Raw genomic sequence first — 16,880 nt, forward strand, 5'->3', positions numbered from 1 at the left:
CGCGACGCACCGGAGGACGTCGACGTTGCGTGCGCGACCCGCCGGAGGACGATGCGCCTGCACCCGTGCCCGCCCGCTGGGCCGTTCCGGTGAACCCGCTGCATCGGTACGCACGGTAGTCACAACGGCTAGTTGTGTGACGACTACGGATAGTTAGACTTACTGATCATGTCGTGGAAGGACCGCCTGAGGTACAAGTTCGACAACGTCATGGCCCGGGGCGTCGTCGCCCAGGTGCTGCTGCTGGCCGTCGTCACGGCCGCGCTCGTCGTCGTCGGAGCCGCTGCGACGTTCGTGCTCGCCCGTCCCCAGGACGACGCCGGCTCGGACGACAACGTCCTCCAGGTCATGTGGCTGACCCTCATGCACGCGCTCGACCCCGGCATGATCGGCGGCGACGGCGTCACGGAGTGGGTCTACCTGCTCCTCATGCTCGCGGTGACCATCGGCGGCATCTTCGTCGTGTCGGCCCTCATCGGCGTCCTCAACCAGGGTTTCGGCGAGCGCCTCGAGGACCTGCGCCGGGGCCGCAGCCGGGTCGTCGAGCACGGCCACACCGTGATCCTCGGCTGGAGCACGAAGATCTTCCCGCTGCTCTCCGAGCTCGCCGAGGCGAACCGCAACGTGCGGGGCGCCTGCGTCGTCGTCCTCGCCGACCGGGACAAGGTCGAGATGGACTCCGAGATCGCGGCCTTCCTCGCGGCGACCGCGGAAGGCACCTCGCTGCGGGTCGTCACCCGGCGCGGGGAGGCGCAGGCCGTCGACGACCTCGCGCTCGTCGCACTCGACCGCTGCAAGGCCGTCGTCGTCCTCGCCCCGGAGCGGCACCCCGACGGCACGGCGACGACGCCGAGCGAGGCCGACGCCGTCGTCCTCAAGACGCTCCTCGCCCTGCGCAAGGTGACGGCGGGGCACGCCGTGCACCTCGTCACCGAGATCGTCGACGAGCGGACCGCGCCGGTCGCGCGGATGGTCGTCGGGGACGCCGCCGCCCTCGTCCTCACCGGCCCGCTCGTGAGCCGGCTGCTCGTCCAGACCGGGCGGCAGTCGGGCCTGTCCGACGTCTACGGCGAGCTCCTCGACTTCGCGGGCTCGGAGATCTACGTGACGCCCGAGCCGCGCCTGGCGGGGGTCCGCTTCCGGGACGCCGTCCACCGCTACGGCTCCTCGACGCTGCTCGGCGTCGTCACCGCGGACGGCACCCTCATGCTCCCGCCCGACCTGGACCGTCCCTTCGCCGCCGGCGACCAGGTCGTCGCCATCAGCGAGGACGACGACACGGTCGTCCTCGACGGCACGCCGGACGTCGACGAGGCCGCGATCGCCGTCGTCGGGCCGCCGCGCGCGCCCGAGGCCGAGCGCACCCTCGTGCTCGGCGCGAGCCCCCGCCTGGACCTCATCCTCCGCGAGCTCGACGGGTTCATGGCGCCCGGCAGCGCCATCGTCGTCGTCGGCGAGGGCCGCCCGGACGTCGCCCTCGCGGGCCTGGCGCCGCAGCTCGCGCACGCGACGCTCGACCTGCGCCCCGGGGACGTCACCGACCGCAGCGTCCTCGACGGGCTCGACGTCGGCGGCTTCGACCACGTCATCGTGCTGTCCGAGACCGACGGCCGCTCGCAGGACATGGCGGACGCCCGGACGATCGTCGCGCTGCTCCACCTGCGCGACATCACCCGGGACGCGCCGGTCCCGGTCATCAGCGAGATCCTCGACGCCCGCAACCGGGACCTCGCGAGCACCGGCGAGCGCGACGACTTCATCGTGAGCAACCGGCTCGTGTCCCTCGTCATGTCCCAGATCGCCGAGAACCCGCACCTCGCCGCGGTCCTCGACGAGCTCATGAGCAAGCAGGGCCACGAGCTCTACGTCCGCCCCGTGACGGACTACGTGACGCCGGGGGAGGTCACCTTCGGCACCGTGTGCGAGGCGGCGCTGCGCCGCGGCGAGATCGCCATCGGGTACCGCAGCGTCGGGCGCAACGGCCAGGAGGACGGGCTCGCGGCGATCGTCAACCCCGCCAAGGGCACCCGGCTCACGTTCACCGCGGACGACAAGGTCGTCGTCCTCGCGGAGGCCTGACGCCGGACCGGCCCGACCGGCGGGGACGGCGCTCAGCCGGGGGCGTTGACCATGCTCCACGCGGCGCGCTCGAGGTAGTCCCACAGGACCGACTCGTACATCGGCGCGAGCCTCAGGTCCGTGACGGCGGCGCGCATGTGGAGGAGCCAGCGGTCGCGGGCGTCGGTGTCGACGACGTACGGCGCGTGCCGCATCCGCAGCCGGGGGTGCCCGCGCTCCTCGCTGTACGTGCCCGGCCCGCCCCAGTACTGCTCGAGGAAGCCGCGGAGCCGGTCCTCGGCGGGGCCGAGGTCCTCCTCGGGGTACATCGCCCGCAGCACCGGGTCGGCGGCGACGCCCTCGTAGAACTTCGCGACGAGACGCACGAAGGTGTCGTGGCCGCCGACGGCCTCGTAGAACGTCTCGGCGCGACCTTCGCGGCCCGTCCCGGGGACGACCTGCTCGCCGGCGGGTTCGGGCGTGCCCGTGCTCTGCTGCTCCACGGGGCCCAGTCTCTCAGCCGCCGCCCGGGGCCCGGGACCCCGGGGGACGGCGTGCCGCCGGGTCAGCGGTCGGCCGGCCCCGAGATCGCGTCGGCGACCTTGCGCACCGGGTTGGACGGCTGCCACCGCGGCGGCGAGCCGGTCCGCTCGAACTCCTCGGCGGCCCGCGCGATGTTGCGCTGCATCCCGCCGAAGACGACGCCGTGGAACGGGGTCACCGACCACCAGTAGAGCTGGCCGAGCAGCCCCCGCGGGTGGAAGTACGCGGTCTGCTTGAAGACCGTGCGGCCCTGCTCGTCCTCCTCGACGGCGAGGTCGAGCCAGGCCAGGCCGGGCAGCCGCATCTCGGCGCGCAGCCGCAGCAGCCGGGTGTCCTGGACGTCCTCGACGCGCCACCAGTCGACGGCGTCGCCGACCCGCAGGTCGAACGGGCTGCGCCGGCCGCGGCGCAGGCCGGGGCCGCCCCACACCCGGTCGAGGACGCCGCGGACCTGCCACGCGAGAGCCCAGGAGTACCAGCCGTTCTCGCCGCCGATGCCCTCGACGACCGCCCAGAGCGAGGCCTTCGACGCCGCGACGACGCTCTTGCGCTCGTCGACGAAGAGGCTGCCGCCGGCCCAGTCCGGGTCGCTCGGCATCGGGTCGCTCGGGGCGCCGACGGTGGACGCCGAGGCCCACCGGGTCGCGACGTCCGCCTCGCCGATCCGGGTCAGCGCGAGCCCGACGGCGCGGTCGAACCCGACGAGGCCCTCGGCCGGGTCGGGCACGTACGCGGCGATGTCGTGCTCCTTGCAGACGACCTCGTGGACGAGGGACTCCACGAGCGGGCGGGCGATGCTGTTCGGCACCGGGGTGACGACGCCGACCCAGTGGCTCGACAGGTTCGGGGTGAGCACGTTGACCGGCACGATGATCCGCTTCGGCAGCCCGGCGACGGCGGCGTAGCGGACCATCATGTCCTTGTACGTGAGGACGTCCGGGCCGCCGATGTCGAAGGAGCGGTGGACGTCGTCCGGCATCGTCGCGCTGCCGACGAGGTACCGCAGGACGTCGCGGATGGCGATCGGCTGGATCCGGTTGAACACCCAGCGCGGCGTGATCATCACCGGCAGCCGCTCGGTGAGGTAGCGGAGCATCTCGAAGGACGCCGACCCGGAGCCGAGGATCACCGCGGCCCGTAGCACCGTCGTCGGGACGCCGCTGGCGAGGAGGATCTCGCCGACCTCCTTGCGAGAGTCGAGGTGGCGGGAGAGCACCTCGCCCTCGGGGTAGAGGCCGCCGAGGTAGACGATCCGGCGGATCCTGGCCTCGCGGGCCGCCTGGCCGAAGACGATCGCCGTCCGCCGGTCGGTCGACTCGAAACGGCTGCCGGTGCCGAGGGCGTGCACGAGGTAGTAGGCGACGTGGACGCCGTCCATCGCCCGCCGCAGGCCCGCGAGGTCGCCCGCGTCGCCGCGCACCACCTCGATGTCGTCTGACCAGGGCCGGTCCGCCAGCGCCTCCGGGCGGCGTGCGAGCGCCCGCACCCGCCACCCCGCTGCGAGCAGCTCGGGCACGAGCCGGCCGCCGATGTACCCGGTCGCCCCGGTGACGAGCGCGATCCGGCCGCGGCCGGGGGAGAGCCCTTCGGTCGAGACCTGCGCCTCGTCGTCCGTGCCGGCGGGGTGGTCGTCGTCCGTCAGGGCCATGCGTCGAGTGTCGACGGGGTGTGGTCAGGGCGCATCCCGGAGTGATCGTTCCCGGGCTCCCCGGGGGTCAGGGGATGCCGTAGAACGCCACCCGGACGACGACCGAGGGCGGCATCGCGCTCGCTGCGGTGACCCGGCCGACGAGCGACGCGGTGAGCGTGGTGCCCTCGGTGAGCGGGCCGGACTCCGCCCGGACCTCGAGGGTGGTCCACAGCGGGGCCTCGCCGCCGCACGTGACCTCGGTCTCGCTGGTCGCGGGGGAGTCCGGCACGCTCGACGGGGCGTCGCGCTCCAGGACGACGACGAGGTCCCGGAAGCTGCCGACGCACTGGTAGTGGACGTCGAAGGCGCGGTACCGGCCGGCTGCGGGACGGGTGCGCGACAGGGTCGCGGCGGTGAGATCCATCGTCGCGAGCAGCGGGTGGCCGTCGTGCTCGGCAGGTGGGTCCTGCAGCAGCGCGAGCGCAGCCGCCCGGGCCCCCGGCGGTTCGACGGCCGGCGGCGCCGTGCCGTAGACACCGACGTCGACGACGTCCGGGACGCTCTCCTCGACCCGCCCGGCCGACGGGGATCCGGGCCTCGACGGGAGGCTCACGACGACCGTGACCAGGGTGTCCTCGGGCACGTCGTAGCCGCGCCACCGGCGGCCGGCGTCGCCGTCGGGCCACGTCGCGGGAGACGTCCCGTCGGAGTTCTCGCAGCCGAGGTCGGCGAAGGCCCTGGCGTCCACCGAGAGGCGCAGGGCGCGCCCGCGCAGCGCGTCCGGGCGCTCGCGGCAGCCGACGGCGAGGACCATCCCGTCGAGCGTCTGCGGGCGGACCCGGAACACCCGGAGGGCCGGCCCGTTCCCGGCGGCGAGGGACACGGCCCCCAGGAGGCTGCTCGTGGCTCCGTACACGTCCCGCACGGGGTCGAGCAGGACGGGCGGGTCGGCGGGCGTGCCGGCGACCGGGTCGGTGGCCGGGTCGGTCCCGGGCGGGGTGGTCCCGGCGTCGTCGGCGTAGACGGCGACGAGCGCGTTCGACGGGGCGACCGGCCCCGTCGCGGTCGCGGCCGGTGCCCCGGTGACAACCGGTGCGCCGACGATGCGCAGGCGGACCACGACCGGCCGGTCGGGCGTGACGCCGAAGGCGCGCCACTGCGGGACCGTGCGGGTCGAGAACGTGGCACCGCGGTCGGCGCCGCACGGGACCGTCCCGGCGACCTTGTCGCCGACGATCCACGCGACGTGCGCGCCCGCCCCGCCCGTGCAGTGCACGAGCACGCTGAAGCCGGCGTCCCCGGCCGCGGTCGGGAGGATCCGCACCGACTGCTCGCGCGGTCCGGCGGCGTCCACGGTCGTCGCAGCCCGCAGCGGCCGCCCCCACGGGTCGCTCGTCGGCGGCAGCCCGTCGGCGTCGAGCGTCCCCGGGACGGTCGTCGCCGCGGGCAGCGTCCGGTCGGTCGTCGTGGTCGGCCGCAGCACCGCGGGCACGGCGAGCGCCGTGACGGCCAGTGCCGCGGCCGCCGTCGCGGCGACGCCCGCGGCCCGGCGCCGGCGGGCCCGCCGGACGCGCTCGTGGACGCCGGCGAGCCGGGGACCGGTCGCGGCCCGCAGCGGGTCCAGGTCGTCGGGCAGCGGCGTCGAGGCCCGCTCGTCGAGCAGCCGCCGCAGGTCGTCGGTCGTGGGGCTCATCGCACGACCTCCGTCGTGTCGGTGGTGCGGGCGAGGGCCGGGTCGACGCGCATGGCGGCGAGCGCCTTGCTCGTCTGGCTCTTCACCGTGCCGACGGCGACGCCGAGGGCGGCGGCCGTCTGGGCCTCGGTGAGGTCTTCGTAGAAGCGCAGGACGACGACGGCGCGCTGCCGGCGGGGCAGCCGGCCGAGGGCCGACCAGAGCAGGTCGCGCTCGTCGACGTCGGCGGTCGCGTCCCGCCGCGCGGCGGCGTCGGCGAACAGCGCGGGCGCCGCGCCGACGGCCCCGCGGCCGCCGTCGTCGGGCGCATGGACGGCGTCCGTCGGCTCCTCGTGCGTCCAGCGCCGGCGCCACCACGACGTGTAGGTGTTCGCGACGACCGCCCGGACGTAGGGCTCCGGATCGCCCTCGATCCGGCCCCAGGCGAACCAGGCCTTGGCGAGGGCCGTCTGCAGCAGGTCCTCCGCGCTCGCCCAGTTGCGGGTGAGCAGGTAGCACGTGCGCAGCAGCCGGTGCGAGCGCGCCGCCACGAAGGCGTCGAAGCCGCTGCGGTCGGTCACGTCGTCCTCCGGTCGCCGGTCGGGGCGGATGCCCTGCCCGGGATGACGCGGTCACCGGCGCTAAGGGTTGCCCGCCCTCACTCCTTGGGCTCGGCCGCCTCGTGGACGACGACGGCGCCAGGCCCGTACGCCGCCCGGATGCCCTCGGTGTCGAACCTCAGCTTGATCCGCCGCCGCAGCTCGCGGGCGACGCCCCACTGCTCCATCGGGGCGGTCTTCACGAGCAGCCGGACGACGACACCCTCGGCCGACACCGACTCGACGCCCGTGACCTCGGGGTCCTCGAGGACGAGCGCGGCGAACGCCGGGTCCCGCTGGAGGCCGTGCGCGACGTCGAGGAGCACCTCGGACGCGCGGTCGACGTCCTCGCCGTAGGCGATGCCGACGTCGAGCACGGCCCGGGCCCAGCCCTGCGACCGGTTGCCGACCCGGAGCACCTCGCCGTTGCGGACGTACCAGACCGCGCCGTCGGTGTCCCGCAGCCGGGTCACCCGCAGCCCGACCGCCTCGACGACCCCGGACGCCTCGCCGAGGTCGACGACGTCACCGACGCCGTACTGGTCCTCGACGATCATGAAGATCCCGGAGAGGAAGTCCTTGACGAGCGCCTGCGAGCCGAACCCCACGGCGACCCCGAGGATGCCGGCGCTCGCGAGGATCGGGCCGATCGGGATGCCCAGGGTCTGCAGCACCATGAGCAGGACGACGGTCATGACGACGCCCGTCGTCAGGCTCTTGAGGACCGAGGCCGTGGTCCGGGCCCGCTGCTCGCGGCGGGCGGAGGACGCCGGCCCGCCGGACAGGATCGCCGACGCCGTCGACAGCCTCCCGTCGAGCCGTCCGAGCCCCGCGCTCCCGGTGACGATCCGCTCGGCGACCCGCCCGATGAGCCGGTGCAGGACGTACCGCAGGACGAGGCCGAGGACGACGATCGTGAGGATCCGCAGCGGGGTGCCGAGCAGCGTCTGCGCCCACACACCGGCCCTGACGCTGCCGAACCAGTCCTGGAACGACGAGCAGATGAGCGAGCCCTGGTCGCACCGCTGGGCGGCCTCGGTCAGGGGGCTGGTGAAGCTGGGGCTCGGCGTCGGGCCGGGGGACGGCGTAGCGGCCGCAAGCACTCGGGGACCTCTCGGGACGGGGGACCGGACCTGTCGAGGCTACCGAGAACCGGCGTGCCGGCGGACCTGCGCGGCGTCCCGGGCGGAGGGGGCGAGTCCGCCCGGGACGCCTGACGGCGTCGAGGCCGTCACGGTCCGGCGGGGTTCCGCCGGCACTGGGGGCGCAGTGCCGGCTCAGCCGGATCGTCACGGCCGTACGGCTCGTCCGCGGAGCGGGTCCGTTCCGCCTCTCGGCGCGGTCGTGACCTCTTCAGAGTGCACCACGGACGACCGTTGCGCGAGACCCGGCGACAGGGCTGTGGTTAACAGGTTCGGCGCCCCGTCACGGTGCGCCGCGCACCCCCGCGCCCTGCGTGACGCCGGTGGCTGCAACGGTCGGCTCCGTCACGGTCTGCTGCGGGGCGGTCTGCTGCGGGGCGGACGGCGCGGTGCCGGCCTGCGTGGCGGCCAGCGGGATGCGCAGCGACAGCAGCGCACCGCCCTCCGGCGCGGCCCCGGCGGTCGCCGCCCCGCCGTGCGCCGCGGCGACGGCGGCGACGAGCGCGAGGCCCAGCCCGGTGCCCGGCTCCTCGCCCTGCGGGTGCCGGTGGAAGAACCGGTCGAAGACGGCCTCCCGGTCGGCCTCGGGGATCCCGGGTCCGTCGTCGGCGACCTCGACGACGACGGTGTCGCCGTCCCGCCCGCAGCTCAGCCGGACCAGGCCGCCGCCGGTCGTGAACCGCAGCGCGTTCTCGACGAGCGCGTCGACGGCCTCCTCGAGCCGGTGCCCGTCGGCCCGGACCACGCCGACCGGCGGGGCGTCGACGACCCAGGTCCGGGCGGCCGAGACCGACCAGCGCCGGCCGACCGCGTCGAGGAAGCCGCCGACCTCGATCGGCACCCGGTCGAGCATCTGCGTCGTCTGGAGCTGCTCGATGGACAGCAGCCGGCCCGCGAGGTGGCTCAGCCGGTCGAGCTGGTGGAGGACGACGTCGAGGTCCTCCTGGGCCTCGGCGTCGGTCGTCGTCATCCGCAGGAGGTCGACGTGGCCGCGGGCGATGGTGACGGGCGTGCGGATGGCGTGCGAGCTGTCCCGGAGGAACTCGCGCTGCCGGTCGAGCCGGGAGGACTCCAGCGCGGCGAGCTCCTCGACCCGGCGCTGCATCTGGCTGCGCCGCCAGGCGTGCATCGCCCCGATGCCGACGAGCAGCGGCATGAGCGGGATCTCGGTGAGCTCGTCGAGCGAGGTGTACCCGCGGACGTACGCGACGAGGAAGTTCGCCGACGTGAGGACCGCGAGCAGCCCGATGAGCGGGGCGAAGACGCGCGGCGGCCACATCCGGAAGCCGTAGAGCAGCCCGAGCGAGACCCAGATGAGGTGGTACGGCCAGGTGAGGTTGTGCAGGTCGTTCCACATCTGCGCGAGCATGACGAGGACGAAGACGACCCACACGACGTCGACGGCGTCGAGCCGCCGGCGCGGGTCGTCGTCCGCAGGCGCGGCCGGTGGGAGGGTCGCGCCGGTGGTTCCCGGGCCCACTCAGGCCTGCTGGAGCGCGTAGCCGACGTTGCGGACCGTCTCGATGCGCAGGTCCTGCAGCTTCGAGCGCAGCCGGGCCACGGTGACGTCGACGACGTTGCTGCCCGGGTCGAAGGCGTAGCCCCAGACCTCGGAGAGCAGCTCGGCCCGGGTGCAGACCGCACCCGCGTTGCGCATGAGGTGCTGCATGAGCGCGAACTCGCGCTGCGAGAGCTCCACGTGGCGGTCGCCGGTGACGAGCCGGCGCGTGCGCAGGTCGAGCCGGATGCCCGCGAACTGCAGCTCGTCGTCGGGCCGCGCGTGGGCCGCCGCGATCTCCCGGAGCCGGGAGCGGACCCGGGCCAGCAGCTCGGCGACGGCGAACGGCTTCGGGAGGAAGTCGACCGCGCCGGCATCGAGGCAGCGCACCCGCGCCTGGACGTCGCCGACCGCGGAGAGCACGAGCACCTTGGTGTCCCGGCGGTCCGCGAGCAGTGCCGCGAGGACCGCCGTCCCGGAGAGCCCGGGCATGACGAGGTCGAGGATGACGAGTGCCGGGCTGTGCTCGGCGGCCAGTCGCAGCCCCTCTGCGCCGTCCGCCGCGGTGAGCACGGAGTAGCCCTCGGACTCCAGTGCCCTGCGGATGAACCGGAGGATCCCCGGTTCGTCGTCGATGACGAGAATCTTGGTCATTGGTGCGCCCCTTCGGTGGGGCTCACGACCTGCCCCTGAAACATGTCGCGGCCCCAGGGAAAGCGTCAACGTCACGTGACGTATTGGGTATCCGCTGATCGCATGACACTGACGTCATCCGAGTCGTCATGTAAGGGTTTTCAGGTGGGGTTTCGTCTCGCTGCGTGACCGTCCGTGAGCAGAGAGCCGACGTTCGGGCCCGAACAGAATGACAAGCGAATGCTTCACATCCTGTCGGCGGCCCGCGTCACCCGAGCGGCAGGCCGGTCATCGCCGCGGTGAAGGTCATCGTGTCGGCGGACAGGTCGACACTGCGGGAGACGGCGCGGGCGCCGTGGCCGACGTCCTTCTCCCGGCGCAGGAGCACCGGCAGCCCGGACGTCGTCGCGTGCTGGAGCGCCGCGCACATCTTGCGGGCGTGCAGCGGGTCGACGCGGGTGTCGCCGTCGAAGACCGTGAAGAGCACCGCGGGGTAGGCCGTCCCCGGGCGCACGTGGTGGTAGGGCGAGTAGCCGAGGAGCCAGCCGAGCTGCTCGGCGTCGGCCGCGGTCCCGTACTCGACGTTCCACGTCGCGCCGAGCCCGAAGAGCTCGTACCGGACCATGTCGAGCAGGGGTGCGGAGCAGACGACGGCCCGGAACAGGTCGGGCCGCTGGACGCACGCCGCCCCGACGAGCAGGCCGCCGTTCGAGCCGCCGCTCACCGCGAGCTGGTCGCGCGTCGTCCAGCCGTCGGCGAGCAGCCGCTCGCCCGCCGCGTGGAAGTCGTCGAAGACGTTCTGCTTGGCGCCGAGCATGCCGTCGCGGTGCCACTGCTCGCCCTCCTCGGCCCCGCCGCGCAGGTTCGCGACGGCGTAGACCCCGCCGGCCTCGACCCACGCGAGGATCGACGCCGAGTAGCCCGGCGTCAGCGGGACGCCGAAGCCGCCGTAGCCGTAGAGGATCGTCGGCCGCGGGCCGGTCGGGGCGCCGTCCGGCCCGACGGCGTCGGCGCGGGTCATGACGAACATCCGCACCGTCGTCCCGTCGGCAGAGGTGTACGCGACCTGCCGCGTGACGACGTCCGGCACCTCGACCGTGCCCGGCGGCCGGGACCAGACCCCGACCGAGCCGTCCCGGCCGTCGAGCCGGTGCACGTGCGGCACCGTCGTGTGGTCGGTGTAGGAGAACCACGCCTCGTGGCCGCCCTCGGGGCGGGTGACGATGCCACCGACGGAGCCGAGGCCGGGCAGGGCGACCCGGCCGCGGTCGCCCTCGAGCCGGGCACCGGTGACGAGGTCGTGGACGGTCACCTCGCTCACGGCGTGCCGGGTCCACGCGGCGACGAGCATCGGGGCGTCGAGCTCCGGGCCGTCGAGGACACCGAAGTCCTCGAGGACGGCCTCGTCGTCCTGGGGGAGGAGGTCGACCCAGGTGTCCGGGGTCGGGGTGAGCGGGGACGTCACCGCGAGCCGGCCGCGCGGCGCGTCGAGGTCGGTCGCGACGTAGAGCCGCCCGTCCCGCCCGACCCACAGCCCGACCCGGGCGTCGAGACCGACGGCCACCGGGGACAGCGCCGGTCGTTCGGCGCGCTCCCGGTCCACCTCGGCCGCCGGACCGCCCGGGCGCCGGTCCGGGTCGGTCGCGTCCGCGGTGAGCGGGGCGATCCAGACGTCGTTGCGGGGTGCCGTCCCGGTCGCCGCGGACACCGTGAGCCAGCGGCCGCTGCGCGAGACCGAGACCCCGTAGTAGCTGCGCAGGTCCTGGCCCGCGCCGAAGATCTCGACGTCGGTCGCGGGGTCGGTGCCGACCCGGTGCAGCCAGACCCTGCGGTGGTACTGGTGCTCGTCGGCGGGCAGCGTCGCCGGGTCGAGCCGGCGCACGTAGTAGTAGGCCCCGCCGCCGGGCAGCCATGCCACGGGGGAGTACCGGGCCCGGTCGATCGGCCCGTCGACGACGTCACCGGTCGCGACGTCCATGACCCGCAGGGTGCTCTCCTCGGTGCCGCCCTCGGAGACCTGGTAGGCGAGCAGCCGCCCGTCGAGGTCCGGCTGCCAGGCGTCGAGCGTCGTCAGGCCGGTGGGGTCCAGCGCCATCGGGTCGACGAGGACGCGCTCGGTGCGCGGGGCGTCCGGACCGGCCGCCGGGTCGGCGGGCACCGAGGTCACGAGGACGCCGTGCTCCTGGCTGCCCTCGCGCCGCACGAAGAAGCAGCGCTCGCCGCGCCAGATCGGCACCCCGACGACGCCGGCGCCGAGGAGGTCGCGCAGCCGGCGGGCGACGGCGTCCCGGCCGGGCCAGGTCGCGGCGGCACCGGCGAACAGGTCGTCCTGCGCCGCCGACCAGTCGACGGTCCGCGGGTCGGCGGTGTCCTCGAGCCAGCGGTACGGGTCGGCGAGCTGGTGGCCGTGGAGGTCCTCGACGAGGTCCAGCCGTTCGGCGGCGGGGTACTGCGCGGGGGCGTCGGGCATGCGCGGAGCCTAGAGCCTGTGCTCCGGGCCGCGCCTGCGGCGCGCGTCCGGCGTCGGCCGGGCGCCGGATGCTGGTCCGCACACGGACGCGGTCGCGCGGTCTGGCAGGATTCACGGCGGGCCTGACGGCGCCGGAGGGGGATTCCGGACGGCGCGCGCCGGGTTCGCCCGCGCCGAGCACCGCCAGCACAGCCGACCGAAAGCCGAGACGTGACCGACAAGCCCCGCACGAGTCCCGATCCGCAGGTGCCGCTCGCCGGCCCTGCGGCGGTCGACCTGTTCCGGCCGAACGTCGAGCCGGGCCCGCTGCCGGAGCACGGCCCGGAGCACGATGGTCCCGCGGGCACCGGGGTGAACGGTGCGCACCCCGAGGCCGGGGTGCAGGACGTCGAGGAGCCCGTGGCCGACGGGGCGGCCGCGGACGACGAGGCCGAGGACGACGCGGGCGGTGCCGAGCGCGAGCCTGCGGCCGCTGCCGAGCCGGCTGCCGAGCCGGCTGCCGAGCCCGAGGCGGTCGTCGAGTCCGAGGACGAGCCCGCTGCGGAGCCCGAGGCCGTCGCCGAGCCCGAGCCCGCCGCGGAGCCCGACGCTGCCGTGGAGCCCGAGGCCGCCGTAGAGCCCGGGCCCGCCGCGGAGCCCGAGCCCGCGCCGATGTTCGCCGAGGCCGCGCCGGAGGAGCTCTCGCAGCACCTCGTCGAGCTCGCGCACGTCTACGGCGTCGCCACCGAGTTCTGGGACTGGCAGGGCCGGCACACCGTCGTCCCGCGCCGGACGATCCTCGCCGTCCTCGACGCGCTCGGCGTCGTCGCCCGGTCCGAGGACGAGATCACCTTCGCCCTCGGCGAGGCCCGGGACCGCTCCTGGCGCCGCACCCTGCCGAACGTCGTCGTCACCCGGGCCGGCCAGACCCCGCGGGTGCCGGTCCACGTCGACCACGGCCAGCCCGTCGAGGTCTGGGTCGAGACCGAGGACGGCGAGCGCCGTCCGCTCGGCCAGGAGGACCGCTGGGTCGAGCCGCGCGTCGTTACCGGCCGGCTCGTCGGCCAGGCCAGCTTCCTCGTGCCGGCGGACCTGCCGCTCGGCTGGCACACCCTCTACGCCCGGCACTCCGGCGGCCTGTCCGCCTGCCCGCTCGTCGTCACCCCGGCCCGGCTCGAGCTGCCCGAGCAGGTCGCCCAGCGGCGGGCCTGGGGCTTCATGACCCAGCTGTACTCGGTGCGGTCCAAGCAGTCCTGGGGGACGGGCGACCTCGCCGACCTCGCGGAGATCGCCGACTGGAGCGCCCGCGAGCACGGCGCCGGGTTCGTCCTGGTGAACCCGATGCACGCGGCCGAGCCGATCGCGCCGATGGAGCCGTCGCCGTACCTGCCGACGACCCGGCGCTTCGTCAACCCGATCTACCTGCGCGTCGAGGACGTCCGCGAGGTCGCGTACATGCCCTCGACGGACCGCGCGATCGTCGAGTGGCAGGCCGAGGAGCTGTGGGCGCTCAACGACGCCCCGGGCGAGCTCGACCGCGACCGGGTCTGGGAGGCGAAGAAGAACGCGCTCGAGACGGTCTTCGCGCAGCCGCGCTCGGCGGCCCGGCAGCGCCAGTTCGAGGCGTTCTGCGTCCGCGAGGGCCAGGGCCTCGTCGACTACGCGACCTGGTGCGCGCTCGCGGAGCGGTACGGCCTGCCCGCGGCCGGCTGGCCGTCGCACGCCCGGGACCCGCGCTCGCAGTCGGTCGCGCAGATCCGCGAGGAGCTCGCCGACCGGGTCGAGTTCCACATGTGGCTGCAGTGGTGCCTCGACGAGCAGCTCGCCGCGGCGCAGCGGACCGCGAAGAACGCCGGGATGCCGCTGGGGATCATGCACGACCTCGCGGTCGGCGTGCACCCGGACGGCGCGGACACCTGGGCGCTGAGCGACGTCCTCGCGACCGACGTGACCGTGGGCGCCCCGCCGGACGCCTTCAACCAGCAGGGCCAGGACTGGAGCCAGCCGCCGTGGCGGCCGGACCGGCTCGCCGACCTCGGGTACGCGCCGTACCGCGACATGCTCCGGACCATCCTGAGGCACGCCGGCGGCCTGCGGGTCGACCACATCATCGGCCTCTTCCGGCTGTGGTGGGTGCCCCGCGGCGCCGGTCCCGACGAGGGTACGTACGTCCGCTACGACCACGAGGCGCTCGTCGGCATCCTCGCCCTCGAGGCGCACCGCGCCGGCGCCGTCGTCGTCGGCGAGGACCTCGGCACCGTCGAGCCGTGGGCCCGCGACTACCTGCGCGAGCGCGGCATCCTCGGCACCTCGATCCTGTGGTTCGAGAAGGACCACACCGGCCGCCCGCTCGCACCGCAGGCATGGCGCGAGCTGTGCCTGGCGACCGTCACGACGCACGACCTGCCGCCGACCGCCGGCTACCTCGCGGGCGAGCACATCGAGCTGCGCCAGCGGCTCGGGCTGCTCACCCGGTCGATCGAGGAGGAGATCGCCGTCGACGAGGCGGACCGGCTCGCCGTCCTGCGCCAGCTCACCGAGCTGGGGCTCCTCGGGGAGCGGTCCACCGAGCGGGAGCGGGTCGAGGCGCTGCACCGGTTCATCACGTGGACGCCGGCCCGGCTGCTCGGCGTCGCGCTCGCGGACGCCGCCGGCGACCGCCGGGCGATGAACCAGCCGGGCACGAGCCGCGAGTACCCGAACTGGCGCCTGCCGCTCGCGGACGGCGTCGGGCAGCCGGTGCTCCTCGAGGACCTCATGACGAGCGTTCGGGCGGCGTCCCTCGCCCGGTCGGTGCACGAGCGGGGCTGAGCCCCGCACGGAGGCGACCGCGTCAGGTCGTCAGGTCGTCAGGCCGTCCCGCCGCCGAGCGAGGTGGGCGCGCTGCGGTGCGTCGTGGGTGAGCGCGACCGCCTCGTCGTAGGCGGCCGCCGCCTCGCGGTCCCGGCCCAGCCCGGCGAGCAGGTGCGCCCGGGCCGCCCACGCGGGCTGGAACCGCCGGGCGGCGGCACCGTGCGGCTCGAGCAGCGTGTCGAGGAGCGCCAGGCCCCGGGCCGGGCCGTCGGTCCCGGCGGTGACGACGGCGAGGGCCGTCGCGCTGCCGAGCGAGGGCGCGACCGCGTGCAGCGCCTCGTGCAGGTCGCGCAGCGTGCGCGGGTCGGCCCCGCCCGGCCCGGTGCGGGCGCAGTGCACGGCCTGGATCGCCGCCTCCAGCTGGAAGCGGCCGAGCACCCGGTGCCCGTGGGCGGCGCGCAGGTGGGCCCGGCCGCGCTCCACGAGGTCGTGGTCCCAGCCGGCCGGGTCCTGCTCGTCGAGCGGCACGAAGCGCCCGTCGGCGTCGAGCCGGGCCGCCGCCCGGGCGGACGACAGGGCGACGAGGGCGGCCAGCCCGCGGACCTCCGGGTCGTCCGGCAGCAGGCGGGCGAGCACCTCGGCGAGCTGCAGGGCCTCGGACGGCGTCCCGCGCGGCTCCGGGCCGGTCGTCGACCACTCGACGGCGTAGGCGCCGTAGACCGCCTCGAGGACCGCCGCCGTCCGGGCCCGCAGGTCCTCGCGGCCGGGGAGCACGAAGGGGATGCCGGCCTCGGCGACCCGCCGCTTGGCCCGGACGAGCCGGGTCGCCATCGTCGCCGTCGGGACCGACCAGGCCCGGGCGATCTGCTCCGCGGTGAACCCGAGCACGGTGCTGAGCATGAGCGGGGTGCGCGCCGGGGCGGCGATCGCCGGGTGCGCGCACACGAGCATGAGCTCGAGCCGCTTGTCGGGCACGGCGTCCGGGTCGACCGCGTCGAGCGCGTCGAGGTGCACCGGTGCGTGCGCGACCGGGTCGAGCGGCTCGGTCCGCCGGACCTCCGCCGAGCGCCACCGGTCGCGCAGCCGGTTGCGCGCCACGGTGAGCAGCCAGCCGGCCGGGTTGCCCGGCGTCCCGTCCGCCGGCCACGTCCGCAGCGCGCGCTCGAAGGCGTCCGCCAGGGCGTCCTCGGCGCTCACGAGGTCGCCCGACTGCGCGGCGAGCAGGGCCAGCAGCCGGCCGTACCCGTCCCGGGCCGCCGCCTCGGCGACGGCCCGGGACGGGTCGTCCGGGTGGGTCACGCCGTCCAGGCCCCGTCGACGAACGACGTGGCGACCGGGCGGACCTCGATGACGCCGAACTGGGCGGCCGGGCACTTCTCCGCCCAGCCGAGCGCGGCGTCCAGGTGCGGGACGTCGAGGACGAAGACGCCCGCGAGGGCCTCCTTCGTCTCCGCGAACGGACCGTCCTGCACCTGCAGGGCGCCCGAGCGCAGCGTCACCGTCGTCGTGGCGGCCCCCTGGGCGAGGACCTCGGCGGCGACGAGGACGCCGGCGTCCTGGAGCGCCCGCCCGTACCGGCCGAACGCCTCCTGCACCTCCCGGATCGTCTCGGCCGGGATCTCGCCCTCGCCGGGCTCGGGGTAGTGCAGCAGCAGGGTGTAGCGCATGGTGCCTCCTCGGGTCACGGGGTCGCCGTCCGGCGACCTCGTACCGATGACGATCGGCGCGGCGCAGGATCGTCAGCCCCACCACCGCCGTCCTCTGGAGCGATACGTACCCCAAAACACGCTTGGCCTCAATCGGTGAGTGCAACGCCTTCTGATGTGGGGTGTTGTCGATGGCGTACTCGCTGGAGGCTCGTCG

The 16,880-nt window shown here is 75.2% G+C and carries 12 protein-coding genes; 2 read left to right on the top strand and 10 right to left on the bottom strand.

What is annotated here, in order from left to right:
* The first annotated feature begins 168 nt into the window (after window positions 1–168).
* A complete protein-coding gene (locus EDJALFJO_RS02235) occupies window positions 169–2,079 on the top strand; it encodes a potassium transporter TrkA (RefSeq protein ID WP_088281771.1) in 1,911 nt (636 codons plus the stop codon).
* A 32-nt stretch (window positions 2,080–2,111) separates the two neighbouring features.
* Here EDJALFJO_RS02235 and EDJALFJO_RS02240 read toward each other — a convergent pair whose 3' ends face one another.
* From EDJALFJO_RS02240 to EDJALFJO_RS02275, 8 genes are all read right to left on the bottom strand, one after another.
* Complete coding sequence (locus EDJALFJO_RS02240) at window positions 2,112–2,561, bottom strand: globin (RefSeq protein WP_088281773.1); 450 nt, start codon at window positions 2,559–2,561, stop codon at window positions 2,112–2,114.
* A 62-nt stretch (window positions 2,562–2,623) separates the two neighbouring features.
* Entirely contained in the window at window positions 2,624–4,249 is a 1,626-nt protein-coding gene (locus EDJALFJO_RS02245) for an SDR family oxidoreductase (RefSeq protein ID WP_088281775.1), read from the bottom strand.
* Window positions 4,250–4,316: 67 nt separating this feature from the next.
* The gene (locus tag EDJALFJO_RS02250) at window positions 4,317–5,924 is read right to left on the bottom strand and encodes a hypothetical protein (RefSeq protein WP_088281777.1); all 1,608 of its coding nucleotides are present in this window, start codon (window positions 5,922–5,924) and stop codon (window positions 4,317–4,319) included.
* Window positions 5,921–6,484 (bottom strand): SigE family RNA polymerase sigma factor, encoded by a 564-nt coding sequence (locus EDJALFJO_RS02255; protein WP_088281779.1) that lies wholly within the window; start codon window positions 6,482–6,484, stop codon window positions 5,921–5,923. Before EDJALFJO_RS02255 ends, EDJALFJO_RS02250 begins: the two co-directional genes overlap by 4 nt.
* 77 nt (window positions 6,485–6,561) lie before the next feature.
* Entirely contained in the window at window positions 6,562–7,605 is a 1,044-nt protein-coding gene (locus EDJALFJO_RS02260; RefSeq protein WP_233149635.1) for a mechanosensitive ion channel family protein, read from the bottom strand.
* Window positions 7,606–7,927: 322 nt separating this feature from the next.
* A complete protein-coding gene (locus EDJALFJO_RS02265) occupies window positions 7,928–9,124 on the bottom strand; it encodes a HAMP domain-containing sensor histidine kinase (RefSeq protein WP_088281781.1) in 1,197 nt (398 codons plus the stop codon).
* Window positions 9,125–9,796 (bottom strand): response regulator transcription factor, encoded by a 672-nt coding sequence (locus tag EDJALFJO_RS02270; RefSeq protein ID WP_088281783.1) that lies wholly within the window; start codon window positions 9,794–9,796, stop codon window positions 9,125–9,127.
* Between the two features lie 247 nt (window positions 9,797–10,043).
* Window positions 10,044–12,245, bottom strand: a complete 2,202-nt coding sequence (locus tag EDJALFJO_RS02275) for a prolyl oligopeptidase family protein (protein WP_088281785.1) — start codon at window positions 12,243–12,245, stop codon at window positions 10,044–10,046.
* 210 nt (window positions 12,246–12,455) lie between these two features.
* On the opposite strand from EDJALFJO_RS02275, the gene malQ reads away from it, so the two are divergent.
* Window positions 12,456–15,035, top strand: a complete 2,580-nt coding sequence (gene malQ, locus EDJALFJO_RS02280) for a 4-alpha-glucanotransferase (RefSeq protein WP_233149636.1) — start codon at window positions 12,456–12,458, stop codon at window positions 15,033–15,035.
* Window positions 15,036–15,065: 30 nt separating this feature from the next.
* Here the strand turns inward: malQ and EDJALFJO_RS02285 are convergent, their stop codons facing one another.
* Both EDJALFJO_RS02285 and EDJALFJO_RS02290 read right to left on the bottom strand, forming a co-directional pair.
* Window positions 15,066–16,316, bottom strand: a complete 1,251-nt coding sequence (locus EDJALFJO_RS02285; protein WP_088281788.1) for an RNA polymerase sigma factor — start codon at window positions 16,314–16,316, stop codon at window positions 15,066–15,068.
* On the bottom strand, window positions 16,313–16,684 hold the full coding sequence (locus tag EDJALFJO_RS02290; RefSeq protein WP_088281790.1) for a YciI family protein: 372 nt from the start codon (window positions 16,682–16,684) through the stop codon (window positions 16,313–16,315). The genes EDJALFJO_RS02285 and EDJALFJO_RS02290 overlap by 4 nt, the downstream gene beginning before the upstream one ends.
* Between the last annotated feature and the right edge of the window lie 196 nt (window positions 16,685–16,880).

The organism is Kineosporia sp. A_224 (assembly GCF_002198655.1).
Lineage (GTDB): Bacteria > Actinomycetota > Actinomycetes > Actinomycetales > Kineosporiaceae > R-H-3.